Genomic DNA, 19,078 nt, shown 5'->3' on the forward strand with positions numbered 1-19,078 from the left:
CCCCGCAATAAACTGCAAGTATTTGCTTAAGGTGTTGATTTGCAACGGCACTGAAAAGCAAAAAAGTTGGCCGCATCAGCACCGCCTCCCGTTCTACTCGGCGATGAAGACAAGCAACCGCTATAGAAAAGACAAAAACAGCCTATGCAACGCAAGCTCGACACCTGGCACAGGCTGTTTTGACAGCAGGCCCGCTGCGCATTAGTATTAATGAGAATAGTTATCAAGCCAAATCTCAATCAATGGAACACCGCGCATTTCACTATGGCTCGCTGGGCATCATCGGCGCGGCCCACCTGGGCTTGTTGATGATGACGCCCAGCCACAGCTCGCCGCTGACACCGCCGCAGGTTTTACCTGTTATAGAGATGGTATCAGTGGCCCAGCAGCAGGCGGCCCCACAACCGGCGCCACCCACCCCGCAGACAGCTCCGGTCAAACGCCCGCCACTAGCCAAGCCGATGCCGACACCGCCGGTACAGGTGAGCAAAAGCACGGTGGCCCCACCTGCCAATGCTATTAGCACGCCAGTGGTACCGACACCTACCCAGCCAGTGGCAGAAGCTGCAGCGCCGGCGGTAAGGCCTGTTGCGGATACGCGACCGGCCCCGCCGGCAGAAAAGCCCGCTGCCGAGCAGGCCTATATCGCCCCAACGCCTATTAGCGGCGCGCAAGGTAACCCCAAACCCGAGTACCCGCCGCTGTCTGTAGAGCTGGAGGAAGAAGGCACGGTGGTGCTGCGTGTACTGGTCAGCACCAAAGGCCGCGCCCTGTCTGTCGCGATTGCCAGGAGCAGCGGCTACCCGCGGCTGGACAACTCGGCGCGCCGCACGGTGGCCAGCCGCTGGCAGTTCACACCCGGCCAGCGCGGCGGCGAGGCGGTAGAAGAATATTGCCTGGTACCTGTTGAATTCACTCACCCTCAAAAGAACAAGTCCTGACCCATGAACCTGATGCTTACCTTTGAACAGGGCGATGCCGTATTGGTATCGGTATTTCTGATCCTGATCCTGATGTCAGTACTGACCTGGTACTTTATCGTGCTGCGCGGCTGGCGCGCGTGGCAGGTGCGCCGCCTGAACCGTGAGGCAGATGCGCAACTGTGGGGTGCTGCCAGCTGGCAAGCCGCAGAGAAAGACCTGGATACCAGCCCGGCGCCGGCCGCAGCCCTGCTGCGCGAAGGGCTGGCGGCGGTGCGCAAATACCAGCAGCACAGCGATGGCTCGCTGGGGCAGTCGTGCAGCCTGGATGACTACCTGACACGCGCACTACGCAAACGCTTGTCGCAAGAGCAGCAGAGCCTGGAAGGCGGCATGACTTTCCTGGCTACTATCGGCTCGACTGCACCGTTTATCGGCCTGTTTGGCACCGTGTGGGGCATTTATAACGCGCTGGTGAATATCGGTGCCCAGGGCCAGGTATCCATCGGTACGGTTGCCGGCCCGATTGGCGAGGCACTGGTGGCCACCGCTGCCGGCCTGGCCGCGGCGATTCCGGCCGTGCTGGCGTACAACACGTTTACCCGCCTGAACCGCCTGATCAACCAGGATATGGATCACTTCACCCACGACCTGCATGCGCACCTGCTGACGCTGGGAGGCAAAGATGGCATTCGGTAGTTTTGACAAAGGCGCCGACGCGCCCATGTCCGAAATCAACACCACGCCGCTGGTGGATGTGATGCTGGTGCTGCTGGTGGTGTTCATCATTACCGCCCCGCTGCTGACCAATGCGGTAAAGGTAGACCTGCCGCAGGCCAGCGCCGCGGCACACCAGGAAAAGCAGGAGGCGATCCGGCTCAGCATCGATGCCGCTGGCAAGATTTACTGGAACGATATGCCAATGGAAGCAGGCCGCCTGAAAAGCCGCTTTGCCGAAGCAGCCGCGGCCAACCCTCAAGTAGAGCTGCATCTGCGTGCGGATAAAGCCGTACGTTACGAGGTAGTAGCCGGAGCCCTGGCCGATGCCCAAGGTGCAGGTGTAAGCCGCATCGGCTTTGTCACCGAAGCGCAGCACTAACCCCCGCGCGGCCTGCCCCATGGCAGGCCGTTTTGCCTATCGCGGCAGGCCGATAGGCAAAACGCTGGCCAGGCGCCCCACCCGTCCACGCCGTTTGTCACCCTGCCGTTACAGGACACACCATGCTGCTGCACATTCCCGACGTACTCACCCCCGAAGAGCTTGCCCACGCCCGCGCCTTGCTACTGGCGGCCCCCTGGCAAGACGGCCGCAGCACCGCTGGCCAGCAAGCACTACAGGTAAAGAACAACCTGCAGCTGGCACCAGACAGTGATGCCGCGCGCGAGCTGGCCGCCCTGGTACGCCAGGCACTGTTCCGCCACCCCTTATATATGTCGGCCGCACTACCGCATACGCTGATGACGCCGATGTTCAACTGCTACCAAGGCGGCATGACCTACGGCAACCATGTGGACAACGCCATTCGCCGCGACCCGCTAAGCGGGCAGAACGTGCGTACCGATGTATCGTGCACCCTGTTTTTCAGCCAGCCGGAAGAGTACGAAGGGGGCGAGCTGATTGTAGAAGACACCTACGGCACACACAGCGTACGGCTGCCGGCCGGCCACGCCATCCTGTACCCGTCTACCAGCCTGCACCGCGTAGAGCCGGTGAGCGCCGGCGCACGGCTGGCTTCGTTCATGTGGACGCAGAGCATGGTGCGCAGCGATACCCGCCGTGCCATGCTATTTGATATTGATATGGCCATCCTGCAACTGCGGCAGAAGGTAGGGGACTGCGAAGAAGTCATGTCGCTCACAGCCACCTATCACAACCTGCTGCGCGAGTGGGCAGAAGTCTAAGGTTGGCCGCACGGGCAAAAAAAACCCCGCCGGACGAATCCGGCGGGACACCGTGGGACAGAGCAAAACCCTGATAAATCAGGATTTGACAGCAGGCGGCACGCCGCGTGCTGTTCGGGCAAGCACAGTACCCGACGGGTAGACCATACCCGTGACAGTCAGATACCTGCAGGCCCTACCACAGCCCGTTACCGGGCGGGTTCGGTACAGGCGCAAGGGCAAGCCCTTGCGCCGGAATTCATTCAGCTTGCTACCGCATTACAGTGTAGCAAGCACTGTGCGCCATACCCAGCAAATAAACACAGCAACACCAGCTGCATGATAGCGCAGGCCATGCCAGCGTTGCATACTAAAACAGGGTTTTATTGCTATATTTCAATCCATGCATTAAGTGCATTTCACAAAGCAACAAATCACTGCAACAAATCACAACACACAGGGCTAAAATAAATTATAAGCCCCTATTCTTACAAGATGTTTACCTGCATTGCCGCCCAAGCTTACCCATGTCAGCTTGCATTGACAAAGCATGAATGTGCATGTTTACCATGCATAAAATTCATGGAGCAATAATAATGAAACTGCCCCCGCTCAATGCCCTGCGTGTCTTCCTGGTGGCTGCCGAACACCACTCGTTTACCAAGGCAGGGGAAACCCTGCACCTGACCCAGGGGGCGGTCAGCCGCCACATCCAGACCCTGGAAGCGCACTACGGCCTGCCCTTGTTTGTGCGCCAGGCCCGGGGGCTCACGCTCACGCCAGAAGGCGTGGCCTTGTTCCCCGCCGTGCGCGATGCGTTTTCGCGCATCGAGGCCGCCAGCGAGGCCATTTCGCGCCGCTCGCGCGAGCTGCGGGTAAAAGCCAGCCCATCGATTGCCTCGCGCTGGGTCTTGCCGCGTTTCACCCAGTTTCGTAACCGCTACCCCGACCTGATGGTCAGCCTGGTAACCGTCACCGGCTTTGACCCCAACTTCAAAAGCCGCGAATACGATATTTCGTTCCAGGCCTGCGAAACCCAGGAGCCCGGGCTGATCTACCATCGCCTGCGCGGTGCGCGCTTTGTGCCCGTGGCCTCGCCAGACCTGTTCAAGGACAAACCGCGGCCAACCATGGCGCAGTTCATGGAATACCCCTTGCTGCACCCGTCCCATGAAGACCAGTTCTGGTCGCAATGGTTCGCCCTGTCGGGCATGAACCCAGGCAACAGCATAGAGGCCTACGCCTTCGACACCCTGGACCTGGCCATTACTGCCGCGTCCCGCGGCATGGGCATTACGCTGGCAGAGGAAAGCATGATTGCCGACGACCTGGCCAATGGCACCCTGGTACAGCTGTCCGACGTGGCCCTGGTGACCAGCTGGGCCTATTACCTGATCTACCCGCAAGAGCTGGCAACCCTACCCAGCGTGATTGCCTTCCGCGACTGGGCGCTGGCCGAGTTCAGCGACACCCCGCCCGCCCCGGCCAGCCGCGCCCAGTAAAAACCCGCCGGCTGTCAGGCAGCGGGCGGGCCGGGTAGCCAGATAAACAGGCTGCCTAGCTGGCGGCGGCCTGGCGGCCAACCTTTGCGGCCAGGCCGTCAAACCACAGGTACAGCACCGGGGTGATGTACAGCGTTACCAGCTGCGAGAACAGCAAGCCGCCCACCACCGCCACGCCCAGCGGCTGGCGTAGCTCGGCGCCAGCACCCAGTGCCAGCGCAATGGGCAACGCGCCCATCATGGCGGCCAGCGTGGTCATCAGGATGGGGCGCAGGCGCAGCAGGCAGGCGGTGCGGATAGCCTGCTGCGGGCTCATGCCCTGCTCTCGCTGCGCCACCAGCGCAAAGTCGATCATCATGATGGCGTTTTTCTTCACGATACCGATCAGCATCAGGATGCCGATGCTGGCGATGATGGTCAGCTCCTGCCCCATCAGCATCAACGCCCCCAGCGCCCCCATGGCCGCCGACGGCAGGCCGGCCAGGATGGTGAGCGGGTGGATGTAGCTCTCGTACAGCACGCCCAGCAGCACGTAGATCACCAATAGCGCCACCAGCAGCAGCGTGGTCTGGCTGCCTTGCGACTCGGCAAACGCCGCGGCGTCGCCGGCGTAGCTGGTGAGCACGCTGGCAGGCAGGCCGATTTCCTGCTGCATGGCCTTCAGCCGCGCGTCTACCTCGCCCAGTGCTACCCCCGGCGGCAGGTTGAACGACAGCGTCACCGCCGGCAGCTGGCCCTGATGGCTGATCGATACCGGCCCCACCGTACGCTGGATGCTGGCCACACTGGTCAGCGGCACCAGCTCGCTGCCACTGCCGCGCACGTACAGGCGGGTCAGGTCGTACTCGTTCACCCGCTGGCTGTCATCCAGCTGCAGCAGCACCGCGTAGTTATCGGTATCGGTGTAGATGGTGGCCACCTGGCGCTGGCCAAAGGCGGTATACAGCGCGGTACGGATAGCCTGCATATTCACCCCCAGCTGCGCCGCCTTGTCGCGGTCGATGTGCAGCTCGGCCTGCAGGCCTTTGCGCTGCGCATCGCTGTTCACGTCCTGGAACAGGCTGTCTTTGCGCATGGCGCGCTCCATCTTTTCGCCCCAGTCGTACAGGCTGCTGCTGTCCACGCTCTGCAGCACGTACTGGTAGCGGCTCTTGCTGCTGCGCCCGCCCAGGCGCAGGTTTTGCACCGGGTTGATGGCCGCGCTCAGGCCATTCACCTTGCGCAGGTCTTTACGCAAGTCATCCACCACCTGGTCGATCTTGCCGCGCTGGCCACGCGGTTTCAGCGTAACGAACATGCGCCCGCCGCTACTACTCACCGACGAGGTCAGCGCTGCCACGTGCGGGCTTTGCTGCACGATGGTGGCCGCGCGCGCCTGCAATGCGGCCAACTTGTCGTAGGACACATCCTGCGCCACCTCGGTATTGATGCTGACCTGGCCAGTGTCCTCCACCGGGAAAAAGCCCTTGGGAATGGCCTGAAACATCCACGCCGAGCCCGCCACGGTACCCAGCGCCACCAGCAGCGTGAGGCGGCGGTGGCGCAGCGCGGCGTCCAGTGTGCGCTCGTAGGCGGCCAGCAGCGCAGTAAAACCGCGCTCGAAAGCACGGGCAATAGCGTTGCCCTGACTGGCCTCGGCGTGGTGCGGCATGTGCTCGCGGCGCAGAAAGCGCGACGCCAGCAGCGGAATCAGCGTGAGCGACGCCACCGCCGACACCAGAATGGCCAGCGACACCACCACGGCAAATTCGTGGAACAACAAGCCGATGACGCCATCCATATAAAAGATAGGGATAAAGATCGCCACCAGCGACAGCGAGATGCTGACAATGGTGAACGCCACTTCGCGCGAGCCTTTCAGCGCCGCCGTCATCGCGTCGTCGCCCTCTTCCATGTGGCGCACAATGTTTTCCAGCACCACGATGGCGTCGTCCACCACCAGGCCCACCGCCAGCGTCAGGCCCAGCAGCGAGATGTTATCGATGGAGTAGCCCATCAGGTACATCAGGCCCAGGGTGCCGATCAGCGAAATGGGCAGCGTCAGCGCCGGTATCAGCGTAGCGGCCATGCGCTGCAGGAACATGAAGATCACCATGATCACCAGCGCCACGGTCAGTAGCAGGGTGAGGTTCACGTCGTGCACCGCCTCGCGGATGGACTCGGAGCGGTCAGACAGCGGCGTGACGCGTACCGAGCCCGGCAGCTGGCTTTCCAGCTTGGGCAGCATGGCGCGGATGGCGTCGACCACCGCCACGGTGTTAGCGTCAGACTGGCGGAACACCGCCAGCACGATGGAGCGCTCGCCGTTGACCCAGCTGCCGGTCTTGAGGTTTTCGATGCTGTCTTCCACCGTGGCCACCTCGGCCAGGCGCACCACGCTGCCGTTGCGGTTGGCTACCGCCATGGCGGCAAACTCGGCGGCGGTCTTGAGCTGGCTATCGGACTGGATGGTGAGCACCTGCGACGGGCCTTCCAGCGTGCCCAGCGGCGTATTGCCGTTGGCCGCACGCAGCGCGGTGGCCACCTCGTCCAGCGTCAGGTTACGTGCGGCCAACCTTTCCGGGTCGGCCTTGATACGCACGGCGTAACGCTTCTGGCCAAACACCTGTACCTGCGCCACGCCATTAATGGTGGACAGCGTGGGTGATACCAGGCTGTCTACATAGTCGTTCAGCTGGGTTAGCGACAGCGCCGGCGAGTTCAGCGCCAGCAGCAGGATGGGCGCGTCGGCCGGGTTCACCTTGCGGTAAGACGGCAGGTTGGTCATCTCGTCCGGCAAGCTGCGCTGCGCACGCAGCAAGGCGGCCTGCACATCCAGCGCGGCACCGTCCAGATTGCGCCCCGGCTCGAATTCCAGCGTAACCGACGTGCTGCCCTGGCTGCTGCTGGAGCTGATCACCGCGACACCGGGAATGGTGGCGAACTGTTTTTCCAGCGGCGTGGCCACCGAGCTGGCCATGGTCTGCGGGCTGGCACCCGGCAGGCTGGCCGACACGTTGATGGTGGGTGTCTCGTAGCTGGGCAACGCGGCAATGGGGATGCGCTGCAGCGCCAGCAGGCCGCCGATAATCAGCGACAGGCACAGCAGCACCGTCATCACCGGGCGGCGGATACAGAGCTCGGAAATATTCATCATGGCGCTCCGCTGGCTGCACGCTGGCCTTGGCCGCCCTCGGCACGCGGGGCGCTGGCGTCGGTGCTACCCGCGCGGGTGGCCTTATCGCTGATGGCGGGGCCACACTCGGCCAGGCTCTGCCCTGCCTTGCCGGCAGCACGGCCTGCTTCGGCAGCGGCACCACTAGCCTCGCGGCGGCCAACCTTCGCTGCAGCACTGGCGTCCTGCTTGCGCGGCGGGGCCAGCGTGACCTGCTCGCCAGGGCGCACGTTCTGGCCGCCATTCACCACCACCTTCAAGCCAGGGGCGATGCCGCGCACGATGGCGCGCTCGTTCTGGATCGCCAGCAGGGTCAAGGGCACACGCTGCGCTTTCAGGTCTGCGCCCACGGTGTAGGCAAACTGCCCGTCCGGGCCGGTGAGCAGCGCTGCTACCGGCAGGTTGGCCGCGCCTTCATAGCGGCCGGCCTGCAGCGCCACATTGACAAACTGGCCGGGCCACAGCGCGCTGCCTGCGTTATCAAAGCGCGCTTTGAGCAGCACATTGCCGCTGGCGCTATCGACCGCGCTATCGATAAAGGTCAGCTCGCCGCTGTGGCACTGGCCCGCGCCGTTACCGCTACGCGCGACCACCTTCAGCGGGCCGGCCTGCTGCGCCTGGCGCACCGCCTGCAGCTGCTGCTCGGGCAGGGTAAAGCTCACGGCTACTGGCGACATGCGTGTCAGCGTGAGCATAGGCGTCGCCATGCCCGGCTGCACCAGGGTGCCGGGCGACAGGCTGATGGCGCCAACGCGGCCATCCACCTGGGCGTAGATCGCCTTCTGCCGCAGGCTCACCCGCGCCGACTCTACCGCCGCGCGGTCTGCGGCCAACGTGGCCTGCAGGCTGTCTACCTTGCCCTGCAGCGCATCCAGCGCGCTTTGCGAAATAAACTGCTGGCGGAACAGGTCGCGCCCGCGCGCCAGATCGCGCTGGGCAATGTTCAGCTGCGCCGCGTCACTGGCCTGCTGCGCCTGCACCCGCGCCAGCGCGGCGCGCTCGGCGGCGTCATCCAGCTGCACCAGCAGCGCACCCGCCTTGACCGTACTGCCTTCCTGCACCAGCACGCGGCTGACCACGCCGGACACCTGTGGTTTCACCTCCACACGGTCCAGCGCCGTGACGGTACCGTTGGCCGTGAGCACCACCGGCAGCCGGTTGGGCTGCGCCGGCGCCAGCGCCACCACCGGCGGGCGTTTGGCGCGCGCGTTGTTGTCTACCGCAGGCTGCTTGCCTGCCTGCCACCACACCGTACCACCGGCTACCGCCAGCACCACGGTCCCTGTCAGCCATTTATTCATTGTCGCTATCGTCCAGTCTTGCCATGGCCACCAGCATAAACAATTTGTGCGACAGGCTTAGGTGTTACTTCATTAATGAATATGAACACACTGTGTATAGCCAATGCTTACACCACACTGGCCGGCAAAAGCACGGCCCACCAAGCAAAACACCCCCAGCGCAGTACGCATGGGGGTGTCAGCCATACCAGGCCGCCCGTCGCGGGCAGCGTGGCGCTTACTTCTTGTCGTCGGGCACGTGGCTTTTCAGCAGCTTGCCCAGCAGCGGGTTATCCAGCTTTTTGTCGTTCTTGGCATTGGATTCTTTGCCAAAGCGGTCTGGCGAGCCGGCTTTGCGAATGCTCTCGCGTACCTTGATCGCCTCAAAACGCTGCAAGTCGAAGTGGTTGATAGGCATGGCCTGCTCCTGAATGGCAAAACGCGGCAGTATGCGGCAGCGCGGCGCGAAAGTCCATGCCACGCCTGCAGAATCGTGTAGTGAAAACAAGCAGTTAAAACGACAGCCCCACACAGCATGCCGGCTATTTATTTATAGAAACATTTATCTGTAACAAGAAAAGGTTTAAGTTGGGCACTCTTTTACCTTCATACGAAAGGCACACCATGAGCATCCTCGACCAACTGGGCAGCCTGCTGGGCAATAGCGAACAAGGTGGCCTGCTGCAGGCAGCCAACACCCTGCTGAACGACAACGGCGGCGTGGCCGGCCTGGTAGAAAAATTCCAGAACGGTGGCCTGGGCGAGATCGTCTCGTCCTGGGTAGGCACCGGTGCCAACCTGTCCATCAGCGCAGAACAAATCCAGAGCGTGCTGGGTAACGAACAAATCGCCGGCCTGGCCGAAAAACTGGGTATCGACCCGGCCGTGGCCTCGCAACAAATCGCCGAACACCTGCCTACCGTGATCGACAAGCTCACCCCCAACGGCCAGGTAGAAGGCGACGGCCTGCTGGCCCAGGGCGCCAGCCTGCTGGGCGGCCTGTTCAACCGCGGCTAAGCCTGCACGAAAGGTTGGCCGCATGCGGCCAAGCTGCACCAAAACAAAGCCCCGGCGTGCCGGGGCTTTTCTATTACTGCAGAACCCTCACCCTGCACTTACGGTGCGATGCGGATCTGCTCGACGATGCTGTCCAGCACCCAGCGGCGGTCTGGCGCGTCGGCCGGCGGGTTGGCTACCTTGATCTCGCGGATGCGCAGGCGGTAGGCGGTGCCGGCCTCGGGGGTGAAGCCTTCGATCTCGCCGTAGTGGTGTTGCCACGGCTGCTGCTGGCGCTCGCGTACCTGCAGGCACTGCATCGGGGCCACGCCCACGCAGGTGCGGCGCTCGGGGGCCACGTAGATGAGGCGCTGAGTCACCTGCTCAGCAGCAGCTGCGTCAGGTGTCACTACCGCTGGTACTGGCTTGGTAACGTGGGCGGGAGCAGGTGCTGCAACCGGCTGCCATACCTGTTGCTGGGCCACTTCGCCAATCAGCAGTTTGTCACCATCCAGGCGCACTTGCGGGCGGCTGCGCAGTAGTGCGGCCAACGTTTGCTCGCGCTGCATGGCGTCGGGGGCGCAGGCCATCAGGGTGCTGGCGAGCGGGCCCACCACCAGGCGGCCTTGTTCGATACGGGCGCTGCCAAACATCTGGTTGCAACCAGCGCTGGCCGATAGCTGGCCGTCTTTCAGCTGCAGGGTTTGCAGCGGCTGGCCGTCGGGCCCGGTTTGCTGCCAGTGGCCTTGCTGCGGCACTGTGCTGCTGGCGCAGGCGCCCACTAGTAGCGACATCATGGCAATAGTCCGGCCTTTATGTTTCATCTCGTGCTCCTGTTGGCTGTTAGCGGGGCAGCTTATGCCAGTAGCGCGGCCAGGGTCAATGCCGCCGGGTTTAACAAATGTGAATGGCGTCACACACCGTCACCTCCCTACCATGAAAAACCCCGCTACCTGTATCAGGGGCAGCGGGGCCGGGATGGCGGGGTGGCCTGGCAAGGGGCTTACTGTTTTTCCAGCTGCAGGATGGCGTCCAGCTCGCGGTCTACCTCGCGCATGCGGGTGTACAGGCTTTCGGTTTGCGACAGCATGCTGTCCACGCGCTGTTTGCTGTCCTGCGAGGTGCCGGCCAGCTGGTGCAGTTTGTCTACCACCTGCGCCATTTCGCCGGCAAAGCCGCTGACCTGGCTACCCATGCCGCGCACGTCGCCGCCTACGTCACGCACGCCGTTCATCACGTTGTCTACCGCGCCGCCGGTGGCGTCCAGGTTGGATTGCGTGGTGTTGGCCAGCTTGCGCACCTCGTCGGCTACCACGGCAAAGCCACGGCCTGCTTCGCCCGCGCGGGCGGCTTCGATGGCGGCGTTCAGCGCCAGCAGGTTGGTTTGCTCGGCGATTTTCTTGATCATCTGCATGACGTCGCCAATCTGCTGAGCGTCTTTTTCCAGCGCGCCAATGCGGACGGTCACGCTGCTGGCGGTCTGCGCGCCCTGGTTCACTTCGTGGCCAAAGCGGCTGATGTCTTGCTCGATGCTGCCCAGGTGCTCTACCAGCTGGGCGGTGGTGTCGCGGAACAGCGGCAGGCTTTCCATCAGCTGGCCGGCAAAGGCTTTGTAGCCGTTCAGCTCTTCGATAACGCGGCTTTTCATCTGCCCGGTCATGCGCGCGCGTTGCAGCTCGCGGCGATAGAAGTAGTTCTTGAAGTTGGCGTAGTGCACCGGGAAGCGGTCGACAAAATCATCGCGGAAGGTGTCGCTGGCCGGATAAAAGAAGATGGCGGTCAGCGTCTGGTTGATGTTCACGCCCAGCAGCTCGCCAAAGGTAGAAAAACCGGCGGTGGGGATGTCGCCGTACACATTGGCACGCGCCAGCGCGCTGGCGTTGTTGAGGCGGCGCAGGATGCAGTCGTTGAGGATGCCGCCTACCGGCTGCGGCTTGCCACGGCTGAACTGCTCGAAATCGCGGGCGGTGCGTTCGGCCAGGTCGACACTGCGCACCAAGAACAGCTGCTCGCCAAAGGCCAGGTCGCAGGCAAACTGCAGGTAGCCTTCCTGCTCGTTGATGGCCAGTACCGAGCGCACAAACAGCTCGTCCTGGATCTTGATGCCAAAGCTGTGGCTTTGCAGCTTGGCGCCCAGCTCGCCGCGCTGGCAGCGAAAATGCTGGCACAGCGCGTCCAGCACGGGGCGAATCTCGCCGCTTTGGCTGTCGATCACCGAGTACACGCGGCGCAGCTCGTTACTGGCTTTGGCAATGGTAAAGCTGGTGCCGCTGTCTTCGAAGTTCTGGCTTTTGAAGATGCCGTAACGGTAGGCCGGCGCCAGCTTGATGAAGGCGAATACGGCGTGGCCATCGCGCACTTGCTGGCCGTCGTACAGCCGCGTCATGCTGAAATCCAGCGGGCCACCGGCCGAGCCGCCCACAAACAGGTAGGGCAGCTTGCCGGATTCGTACAGCGCTTCCATCAGGTAGCTTTCGCTATTGGACAGGCCATCTACCAGCGTCAGCACAAAGCCCTCGTCGTGGCGCATGGCAAACGGCAGGTTGATGCGGCCAACGTTGTCTTTCAGCTTGGCCAGGCGGTTTTCGTGGCTGAGGCTGGGCTGGCCGGCCTTGATGTCTTCGCACGCCAGCGGCACCGCCGCCACGTGCACATCCGACACCAGCGCGGCGTCAAACAGCTGGAACACCATGGTCTGCCACTGGCCATTGGCGGGCAGGTACAGGGTGTCCTGGCGGCTGGCGCTGCACAGCTCGCCCGCGGTGGTGGTGAGCACCACTTTAGCCTGCGGAAAATGGCGCGCCACGCTGCGGCCGACTTGCTCCAGGTTGGCCGCCGGGTTCACATAACCCAGCACCAGCTTGATGCTGCCACTGGCCCGGCCTGCCAGCGCCTGCTCGTAGCCCTGATTATCGGTACGGACGATATGCATCAACTCTGCCGCCTGAGCTGTACTGGCCGAATGGGTGGCAGAAGAACGTTTCTTGTTGAAGAACAGCATGAGTGCTCCATCGGTTGTCGTTGTGCGCGTACCGGGGCTGGCCCCGGCGATGATGTTATTTTTTATAGATTAAACTGTATTTACACCCATCATCTCCATAAAAAATGCCACCTGTGTTGAGAAACATCAGGTGGCAACGAAACTGCCCGCCGCGAGCGACCACGACAAACAGGGGAGGAAGCAGTGGCGCCACCGCCTCCACTCGCCCGGCGGGCAGCAGACAGACGGTGGCAGCAGCCAGGTGTTAGAAGAAGCCGAGTTTGTCCTCGCTGTAGCTCACCAGCAGGTTCTTGGTCTGCTGGTAGTGGTCCAGCATCATTTTGTGGGTTTCGCGGCCGATACCGGACTGCTTGTAGCCACCAAACGCAGCGTGGGCCGGGTAGGCGTGGTAGCAGTTGGTCCATACGCGGCCCGCCTCGATGCTGCGGCCCATGTGGAAGGCGGTGTTCATATTGCGCGTCCACACGCCGGCACCCAGGCCAAACAGCGTGTCGTTGGCAATGTGCAGTGCCTCGTCGATATCCTTGAACTTGGTCACCGACAGCACCGGGCCAAAGATTTCTTCCTGGAAGATGCGCATCTGGTTATTGCCCTGGAACACGGTAGGCTGGATATAGAAGCCGTTTTCCAGCCCGCCACCCAGGTGGGCACGCTCACCGCCGGCCAGTACGGTGGCGCCTTCGTCCTTGCCCAGTTGCAAGTAGCCCTGAATCTTGTCCATCTGTTCTTGCGACGACTGCGCGCCGATCATGGTGGACGGGTCCAGCGGGTTGCCTTGCTTGATTTCGGCCACACGCTTGAGTGCGCGCTCCATAAAGCGGTCGTAGATGGACTCGTGTACCAGCGAGCGGCTTGGGCAGGTGCACACCTCACCCTGGTTCAGCGCAAACATCACGAAGCCTTCGATGGCTTTGTCGAAGAAAGCGTCGTCTTTGGCGGCCACGTCGTCAAAGAAGATGTTAGGCGATTTGCCGCCCAGCTCCAGCGTGACCGGAATCAGGTTTTCGCTGGCGTAGTTCATGATCAGGCGGCCCACCGGGGTAGAGCCGGTAAAGGCGATCTTGGCGATGCGCTTGCTGGTGGCCAGCGACTTGCCGGCTTCGGTACCAAAGCCGTTCACGATGTTCAGCACGCCCGGTGGCAGCAGATCGCCCACCAGCTCGGCAAATACCAGAATGGACAGCGGGGTCTGCTCGGCCGGTTTCAGCACGATGCAGTTACCGGCCGCCAGTGCCGGGGCAATCTTCCAGGCGGCCATCAGCAGCGGGAAGTTCCACGGAATGATCTGGCCCACCACGCCCAGCGGCTCGTGGAAGTGGTACGCCACGGTGGTAGCGTCGATCTCGCCGATGCTGCCTTCCTGTGCGCGGATGCAGCCGGCAAAGTAGCGGAAATGGTCGATCGCCAGCGGCAGGTCGGCGTGGGTGGTTTCGCGGATAGGTTTGCCGTTGTCAAAGGTTTCCACCGTGGCCAGGGTGGCCAGGTGCTGCTCCATACGGTCGGCAATACGGTGCAGGATGAGCGCGCGCTGTGCCACGCTGGTTTTGCCCCAGGCACCCTTGGCGGCGTGGGCGGCGTCCAGCGCCAGCTCGATATCGGCCGCGTCAGAGCGCGGGATCTCGCACAATACCTGGCCGGTTACCGGGGTAATGTTCTCGAAATAGCGGCCGTTAACCGGTGGCTGCCACTGGCCGTTGATAAAGTTGGCGTAACGGGTTTTCAGGTTCAGGCCGTATTGTGCCGGGGTAATCGCGCTCATCTGTGTCTCCTTTGTGTTGGTGTCACCTCGCCGGGTGTAAACACCACACTGCACCTACCGTGCCAGCCTGTTGCCATGCTGCAGTGCAGCTTTACTGTGCTGCCCGCCCATGCTGCAATCCAGCCTATGCATGCTGCATCGCAATAAACCAAGGTTTTTTGGCGGGCCGCTTCGGCAGGCCGCCAGCGCCACGATCAGCCCTGCAGCCCGCCGCTGGCTGTGCCAGACTGACACAGCTGTCGCAACACCGTGACACAGTACGGAGAACACCATGTCTACCCTGCCCCTGGCTGAAATCCGCCGCCGTTTTTTTGACGGTGACGAGCTACCGGAAAACAGCGTACCGCAGCCCATCCTGCACTCCTGGCGGCGCTGCCTGGGGCTGGGCCTGTCCGCCGCGCGGCTACGCCCGCCAGAGCGGCTGGATAGCCAGCGCCTGACACTGCGCCAGCAAGACAATGCCGACTGGCTGCAGCTGGCCAGGCCAGCGATCGATGCACTGTTCGACAGCGTGGTAGACGAAGGCCATGTGGTGATTGTGGCCGACCGCGACGGCGTGATCCTGAACCAGATGGGCCACCCGGCGTTTCTGGACCGCGCCGAACGCGTGGCGCTGCTGCCCGGCATGGACTGGCGCGAAGACGTACGCGGCACCAATGCCATCGGCACCGCGCTGGTCACCGGCAGCGCGGTGCGCGTACGCGGCAGCGAGCACTATCTGGAGCGCAACCGGCAGCTATCCTGCACCGCCAGCACCATCGTCGACCCGCAGGGACAGATGCTGGGCGTGCTGGATGTCTCCGGCCTGCCACGCAAGCTGGGCGAGGCGCAGCAGCTGCAGGTGGTCACCGCGGTGCGCCATATCGAACAACGCCTGTTCGACGAACACACCCGCAGCCTGCACGAGCTGCGCTTTGCCCCCGACCCGGCCACGCTGGCCACCCCGCGCTGCGCGCGGCTGGCCTTTGACGACGACGGCGTACTGCGTGCGGCCAACCGTGCCGCGCTCGCACTGCTGGGGCTGGACTGGCACTGCCTGGGCCAGACCCGCTTTGCCGGGCTATCCGGCCTGAGCATGGAACACTGGCTTAGCCGCCACGGCAGCGGTATTGCCTCGCTGCGCCACGGCGGGCAGCTGTATTCGGCCAGCCTGCTGCCCCCCCGGCAAGCTGCGGCCAACCACGGCACGGCGCTGCTGCACACCGGCTTGCCCCCCAGCAGCCCGCGCCGGCCTGCTGCGGCCGCGCGGCACGATAGCGCTAGCGACAAGGTTGGCCGCAAGCAAGACCTGGCGCTGCCACCAGGCATGCTGGACACCGCACGCCGCCTGCTGGAAGCCGATATCCCGGTGCTGGTGCTGGGCGAAACCGGCGCTGGCAAAGAGCGCTTTGTGCAGGCGCTGCACCGCATCAGCAGCCGCGCGGCTGCCCCGCTGGTGGCGGTAAACTGCGCCGCCATCCCGGAAGGGCTGATCGAGTCCGAGCTGTTTGGCTACGAAGAAGGCGCGTTTACCGGCGCCCGCCGCCAGGGGGCGAAAGGCCGCCTGCGCGAAGCCGACGGTGGCGTGCTGTTTCTGGATGAAATCGGCGACATGCCCATGAGCCTGCAGGCCAGGCTGCTGCGCGTACTGCAAGAGCGGCTGGTGGTGCCGCTAGGCGGCGGGGCCGGGCAAAAAGTAGACGTGCGCATTGTGGCCGCCACCCATCGCCAGCTGGAACAAGAGGTGGCCGCCGGGCGCTTTCGCGCCGACCTGTACTACCGGCTGTGCCACTACCCGCTCACGCTGCCACCACTGCGCGAGCGCGGCGACGTGGCGCAGATTGCGGCCAACCTGCTGCTACAGCACGGCAGCGCCGCGCGCGGCATTACCCTGTCGCCGGCACTGGCCGACTTTATCCGCCGTTACCCGTGGCCGGGCAACCTGCGCCAGCTGGACAACCTGCTGCGCACCCTGCTGGCGCTGGCAGACGATGGCACCGTGCTGACCCCCGACCACCTGCCCGCCACCCTGCGCGGCCAGGATGCCGGCCCGCGCCATACGGCCGGCACGCTACACAGCCTGCTGCAACAGCACGGCGGCAATGCCAGCGCGGCGGCACGAGCACTGGGTATCAGCCGCAGCACGTTTTACCGCCGCCTGCGCGAGGGCGGCCACACCGCGTAAACCGCTGCATCGCCATCAAAAAACCCGCCACACCGGTACCGGCATGGCGGGTTTTTCATGGTGTACGAGGCGGGCTACCAGCCCATTTGTCTGGCGACGGTGGTTTTCATCTCCACCGACCAGGCCAGCTCTTTGGCCAGATAAGCACTGACTTGCGGCTGCTTGAGCAGGGTGTCCAGTGTGCTGTCTGCCGGTACCGGCATGCTGCGCAAACGCTTGTACTCAATGTAGTCCAGCCGCCAGTTTTCTATGGCTGTGGTCTTGAGCTGCAGATACGTCTGGCCGTCCTTACCCGTGCGCAGGCGCACCATGGTGCGCACGCAGCTCTGGCGGTTTTCCCGCACACTGTCACGCTGCTGCTGGTGGGTCTCCCACCCCTTGTCAGCACCGCTACCTAGCTGGCACGGTTCGGCTAGCTGCGTAAAGGAGATGCGGGGGTTCTGCGGCGCCAGATTGGTATTAAACAGGATCTGGTCACTACTGTCGGGGTCTTGCAGGGTCAGGCTGGCATCTGCGCTGTAGCTCAGCACCTGGCTGCCCCCCTCTTCGGTCACATCCGGGGCGTAGGTTTCCACGTCGCTGATCACCCAGTTACCTTCCGGCAGCACGATGGCTTTCTTGCCGATGGCCAGCGTGCGCAAACTGTCACCAATCACAAAGGCTTGCTCGAATCTGGCACGGCGCGAGTCATTGCTCTCAAACAGGCCAAAAGTCAGCGGCTCGGCCAGCGTGTGGCCGCACAGTACCAGCAGCAAGCTGGCCATCAGCGTGGTTTTTTTCATGGTGATCTCTATACAGTGTGTCGCTGCATGATAAACAGCTATGCTGTTTATGCATAGAGCACACCATAGCTACAGGATTTCTTCCACGCTGCGTGCTGCGCGTTTGGCATCCAGAAAGATCAGGCCCAGCTTGGCTTCTTTGCGGGCAATCACGGTGAGCACGGCATCGCGCCCGGCGTAGCTCATCAGGATATAGCCGGCGTCGCCTTTTACCATGACCTGCTCCAGCTCGCCGCGCGCCAACTCGCGCGCGGTGCGCTCGCCCAGCGACAGCATGGCAGCGGCCATGGCGCCGACACGGTCTTCGTCTACGCTTTGCGGCAGCAGGGCGGCCATGGTCAGGCCGTCGGCCGAAATGATGGCCGAGGCTTCGATATCGGCCGAGGCGCCATTAAGGTCGCTAAGGATGGATTTGAGCAGTTGTTCGCGCATGGTGGTGGTTTCCGGTAATCGTTCAGGCGTAACGGCGGCACAGCGCCTCGGTCATGGCAACAAAGGCGTTATCGCCCAGTCGGGGTTGGCCGCCAATCACCAGTACAAACGACTGGCGGCCCAGATACAGCGGGTGAAAACCCAGCTCGGCATAGCCGGCGGGGTCGATCAGTGCCCAGGCCTGGGCGCCCAGGCCCAGGTTCTGGTTCAGCAGGCGGGTGTGGCGGCGGCTCAGGGTGATGATGTCACCGGCGAGCGCGGCAATCTGCTCGGCCGCCTCGTGGCGAAAACCGGCGGTGGCGTAGTACAGGCCGTTATCGTCGGCCAGCAGGGCGCGGCCTTCGTCGGACAAGGCGGCCAACAAGGCCGGCAAGCGGCTTTCCAGGCTACCGGCGGGCACGCTGCGCGCTGCGCTGCGGCCACTGACAAAACCCAGGCGTTGCAGGCGGTACAGCACGGCCAGTGCTTGCGCTGCACTGTCTGCCGAAGACCATTCCTGCAGGCGGGCCTCGGTCAGCGCCAGCTCGCCGCCATGCTGCAGCAGCTGCAGCAACAGCTGGCGGTCACAGCCCTCGTCACGCGTACTCACCGCATACCAGGCACCGGCGGGGGTGAGCTCGGCGTACAGCGCGCCATTCAGGCTGAGCGTGCTGTCCATGGCGCTAGCCCTCCAGCCCCGGGTCGATGGAGTACAGCAGCGCGCACACCAGCGTCTTGATGTCTTCGCGGTTGCGCGCGTCCACTTCGAAAATCGGCGGGCGCAGGCCCAGTGTTTCCAGAATGCCGGCGTAGTGCGCCGTGGTGGGGGTGGCGGCCAGGTCGGTCTTGGTAATGCCTACCACCAGTGGCGCATCCTGCAGCAGCTTGTCGAAGGCTTTCAGGAAAAACTGCAGGTCGCGTATGGGGTGGGGCCGGGTGTTGTCCAGCAGCAGAATCAGCCCGATACCGCCCTGGCTGAGAATGTCCCACATAAAGTCGAAGCGCTCCTGCCCCGGCGTGCCGTACAGGTGCACCTTGGTGTCGTCGTCCAGCATCAGCACACCGTAGTCCAGCGCCACGGTGGTATGGCCTTTGCGGTCCAGCGTCATGTCGGAGGCGGTGGCGTCGGTGGTCACCGGCGGTATGTCCGACAGGCTGGCGATGGCCGTGGTCTTGCCGGCCCCTACCGGGCCGGCAAACAGGATTTTGTTGTCACTGGGTCGCATGC

Annotated in this window: 17 protein-coding genes; 7 read left to right on the plus strand and 10 right to left on the minus strand. The window is 63.4% G+C overall.

The window, feature by feature from the left end:
- The first annotated feature begins 242 nt into the window (after positions 1-242).
- The 5 genes from FLQ44_RS16685 (at position 243) to FLQ44_RS16705 (ending at position 4,303) form a co-directional block, all read left to right on the plus strand.
- Complete coding sequence (locus tag FLQ44_RS16685) at positions 243-941, plus strand: energy transducer TonB (protein WP_147695309.1); 699 nt, start codon at positions 243-245, stop codon at positions 939-941.
- Positions 942-944: 3 nt separating this feature from the next.
- Positions 945-1,619 (plus strand): MotA/TolQ/ExbB proton channel family protein, encoded by a 675-nt coding sequence (locus FLQ44_RS16690; RefSeq protein WP_147695310.1) that lies wholly within the window; start codon positions 945-947, stop codon positions 1,617-1,619.
- Positions 1,606-2,019 carry an ExbD/TolR family protein gene (locus FLQ44_RS16695; RefSeq protein ID WP_147695311.1) on the plus strand — a complete coding sequence of 138 codons (414 nt, stop codon included), beginning with the start codon at positions 1,606-1,608 and terminating at the stop codon, positions 2,017-2,019. The genes FLQ44_RS16690 and FLQ44_RS16695 overlap by 14 nt, the downstream gene beginning before the upstream one ends.
- Before the next feature lie 122 nt (positions 2,020-2,141).
- Positions 2,142-2,822, plus strand: a complete 681-nt coding sequence (locus tag FLQ44_RS16700) for a Fe2+-dependent dioxygenase (protein ID WP_147695312.1) — start codon at positions 2,142-2,144, stop codon at positions 2,820-2,822.
- Between the two features lie 575 nt (positions 2,823-3,397).
- Positions 3,398-4,303 (plus strand): LysR substrate-binding domain-containing protein, encoded by a 906-nt coding sequence (locus tag FLQ44_RS16705; protein ID WP_170253011.1) that lies wholly within the window; start codon positions 3,398-3,400, stop codon positions 4,301-4,303.
- A 55-nt stretch (positions 4,304-4,358) separates the two neighbouring features.
- Here the strand turns inward: FLQ44_RS16705 and FLQ44_RS16710 are convergent, their stop codons facing one another.
- The 3 genes from FLQ44_RS16710 to FLQ44_RS16720 all read right to left on the minus strand — a co-directional run bounded on the left by FLQ44_RS16710 (position 4,359) and on the right by FLQ44_RS16720 (position 9,155).
- A complete protein-coding gene (locus FLQ44_RS16710; RefSeq protein ID WP_240801321.1) occupies positions 4,359-7,439 on the minus strand; it encodes an efflux RND transporter permease subunit in 3,081 nt (1,026 codons plus the stop codon).
- Positions 7,436-8,758 carry an efflux RND transporter periplasmic adaptor subunit gene (locus tag FLQ44_RS16715; protein ID WP_147695314.1) on the minus strand — a complete coding sequence of 441 codons (1,323 nt, stop codon included), beginning with the start codon at positions 8,756-8,758 and terminating at the stop codon, positions 7,436-7,438. The genes FLQ44_RS16710 and FLQ44_RS16715 overlap by 4 nt, the downstream gene beginning before the upstream one ends.
- A gap of 217 nt (positions 8,759-8,975) precedes the next feature.
- A complete protein-coding gene (locus FLQ44_RS16720) occupies positions 8,976-9,155 on the minus strand; it encodes a hypothetical protein (RefSeq protein ID WP_147695315.1) in 180 nt (59 codons plus the stop codon).
- A gap of 206 nt (positions 9,156-9,361) precedes the next feature.
- Between FLQ44_RS16720 and FLQ44_RS16725 the strand changes: the two genes are divergently transcribed.
- Positions 9,362-9,754: a YidB family protein gene (locus FLQ44_RS16725; protein ID WP_147695316.1), complete on the plus strand. Its 393-nt coding sequence runs from the start codon at positions 9,362-9,364 to the stop codon at positions 9,752-9,754.
- 98 nt (positions 9,755-9,852) lie between these two features.
- Here FLQ44_RS16725 and FLQ44_RS16730 read toward each other — a convergent pair whose 3' ends face one another.
- The 3 genes from FLQ44_RS16730 to adh all read right to left on the minus strand — a co-directional run bounded on the left by FLQ44_RS16730 (position 9,853) and on the right by adh (position 14,493).
- Positions 9,853-10,557: an META and DUF4377 domain-containing protein gene (locus tag FLQ44_RS16730; RefSeq protein WP_147695317.1), complete on the minus strand. Its 705-nt coding sequence runs from the start codon at positions 10,555-10,557 to the stop codon at positions 9,853-9,855.
- Positions 10,558-10,736: 179 nt separating this feature from the next.
- The gene (locus tag FLQ44_RS24640; protein WP_147695318.1) at positions 10,737-12,734 is read right to left on the minus strand and encodes a methyl-accepting chemotaxis protein; all 1,998 of its coding nucleotides are present in this window, start codon (positions 12,732-12,734) and stop codon (positions 10,737-10,739) included.
- Positions 12,735-12,978: 244 nt separating this feature from the next.
- The gene (gene adh, locus FLQ44_RS16740) at positions 12,979-14,493 is read right to left on the minus strand and encodes an aldehyde dehydrogenase (protein WP_147695319.1); all 1,515 of its coding nucleotides are present in this window, start codon (positions 14,491-14,493) and stop codon (positions 12,979-12,981) included.
- Between the two features lie 271 nt (positions 14,494-14,764).
- On the opposite strand from adh, the gene FLQ44_RS16745 reads away from it, so the two are divergent.
- On the plus strand, positions 14,765-16,657 hold the full coding sequence (locus FLQ44_RS16745) for a sigma-54-dependent Fis family transcriptional regulator (protein WP_147695320.1): 1,893 nt from the start codon (positions 14,765-14,767) through the stop codon (positions 16,655-16,657).
- Positions 16,658-16,731: 74 nt separating this feature from the next.
- On the opposite strand, the gene FLQ44_RS16750 is transcribed toward FLQ44_RS16745, so the two are convergent.
- The 4 genes from FLQ44_RS16750 to FLQ44_RS16765 all read right to left on the minus strand — a co-directional run bounded on the left by FLQ44_RS16750 (position 16,732) and on the right by FLQ44_RS16765 (position 19,076).
- The gene (locus FLQ44_RS16750; protein ID WP_147695321.1) at positions 16,732-17,439 is read right to left on the minus strand and encodes a hypothetical protein; all 708 of its coding nucleotides are present in this window, start codon (positions 17,437-17,439) and stop codon (positions 16,732-16,734) included.
- Between the two features lie 69 nt (positions 17,440-17,508).
- On the minus strand, positions 17,509-17,871 hold the full coding sequence (locus tag FLQ44_RS16755) for a roadblock/LC7 domain-containing protein (protein ID WP_147695322.1): 363 nt from the start codon (positions 17,869-17,871) through the stop codon (positions 17,509-17,511).
- Between the two features lie 22 nt (positions 17,872-17,893).
- Positions 17,894-18,529: a roadblock/LC7 domain-containing protein gene (locus FLQ44_RS16760; protein WP_147695323.1), complete on the minus strand. Its 636-nt coding sequence runs from the start codon at positions 18,527-18,529 to the stop codon at positions 17,894-17,896.
- A gap of 4 nt (positions 18,530-18,533) precedes the next feature.
- Positions 18,534-19,076 carry a GTP-binding protein gene (locus FLQ44_RS16765; RefSeq protein WP_147695324.1) on the minus strand — a complete coding sequence of 181 codons (543 nt, stop codon included), beginning with the start codon at positions 19,074-19,076 and terminating at the stop codon, positions 18,534-18,536.
- Positions 19,077-19,078 lie beyond the last annotated feature (2 nt).

The sequence above is a fragment of the Vogesella mureinivorans genome (assembly GCF_007644035.1).
GTDB classification, from domain to species: Bacteria; Pseudomonadota; Gammaproteobacteria; order Burkholderiales; family Chromobacteriaceae; genus Vogesella; species Vogesella mureinivorans.

Coding starts and splice junctions, on each gene's coding strand:
- FLQ44_RS16705 (WP_170253011.1), top strand. CDS start 3,398: ATGAAACTGCCCCCGCTCAATGCCCTGCGTGTCTTCCTGGTGGCTGCC.
- FLQ44_RS16750 (WP_147695321.1), bottom strand. CDS start 17,439: ATGAAAAAAACCACGCTGATGGCCAGCTTGCTGCTGGTACTGTGCGGC.
- FLQ44_RS16690 (WP_147695310.1), top strand. CDS start 945: ATGAACCTGATGCTTACCTTTGAACAGGGCGATGCCGTATTGGTATCG.
- FLQ44_RS16720 (WP_147695315.1), bottom strand. CDS start 9,155: ATGCCTATCAACCACTTCGACTTGCAGCGTTTTGAGGCGATCAAGGTA.
- FLQ44_RS16685 (WP_147695309.1), top strand. CDS start 243: ATGGAACACCGCGCATTTCACTATGGCTCGCTGGGCATCATCGGCGCG.
- FLQ44_RS16710 (WP_240801321.1), bottom strand. CDS start 7,439: ATGATGAATATTTCCGAGCTCTGTATCCGCCGCCCGGTGATGACGGTG.
- FLQ44_RS16695 (WP_147695311.1), top strand. CDS start 1,606: ATGGCATTCGGTAGTTTTGACAAAGGCGCCGACGCGCCCATGTCCGAA.
- FLQ44_RS16745 (WP_147695320.1), top strand. CDS start 14,765: ATGTCTACCCTGCCCCTGGCTGAAATCCGCCGCCGTTTTTTTGACGGT.
- FLQ44_RS16730 (WP_147695317.1), bottom strand. CDS start 10,557: ATGAAACATAAAGGCCGGACTATTGCCATGATGTCGCTACTAGTGGGC.
- adh (WP_147695319.1), bottom strand. CDS start 14,493: ATGAGCGCGATTACCCCGGCACAATACGGCCTGAACCTGAAAACCCGT.
- FLQ44_RS24640 (WP_147695318.1), bottom strand. CDS start 12,734: ATGCTGTTCTTCAACAAGAAACGTTCTTCTGCCACCCATTCGGCCAGT.
- FLQ44_RS16715 (WP_147695314.1), bottom strand. CDS start 8,758: ATGAATAAATGGCTGACAGGGACCGTGGTGCTGGCGGTAGCCGGTGGT.
- FLQ44_RS16755 (WP_147695322.1), bottom strand. CDS start 17,871: ATGCGCGAACAACTGCTCAAATCCATCCTTAGCGACCTTAATGGCGCC.
- FLQ44_RS16725 (WP_147695316.1), top strand. CDS start 9,362: ATGAGCATCCTCGACCAACTGGGCAGCCTGCTGGGCAATAGCGAACAA.
- FLQ44_RS16765 (WP_147695324.1), bottom strand. CDS start 19,076: ATGCGACCCAGTGACAACAAAATCCTGTTTGCCGGCCCGGTAGGGGCC.
- FLQ44_RS16700 (WP_147695312.1), top strand. CDS start 2,142: ATGCTGCTGCACATTCCCGACGTACTCACCCCCGAAGAGCTTGCCCAC.
- FLQ44_RS16760 (WP_147695323.1), bottom strand. CDS start 18,529: ATGGACAGCACGCTCAGCCTGAATGGCGCGCTGTACGCCGAGCTCACC.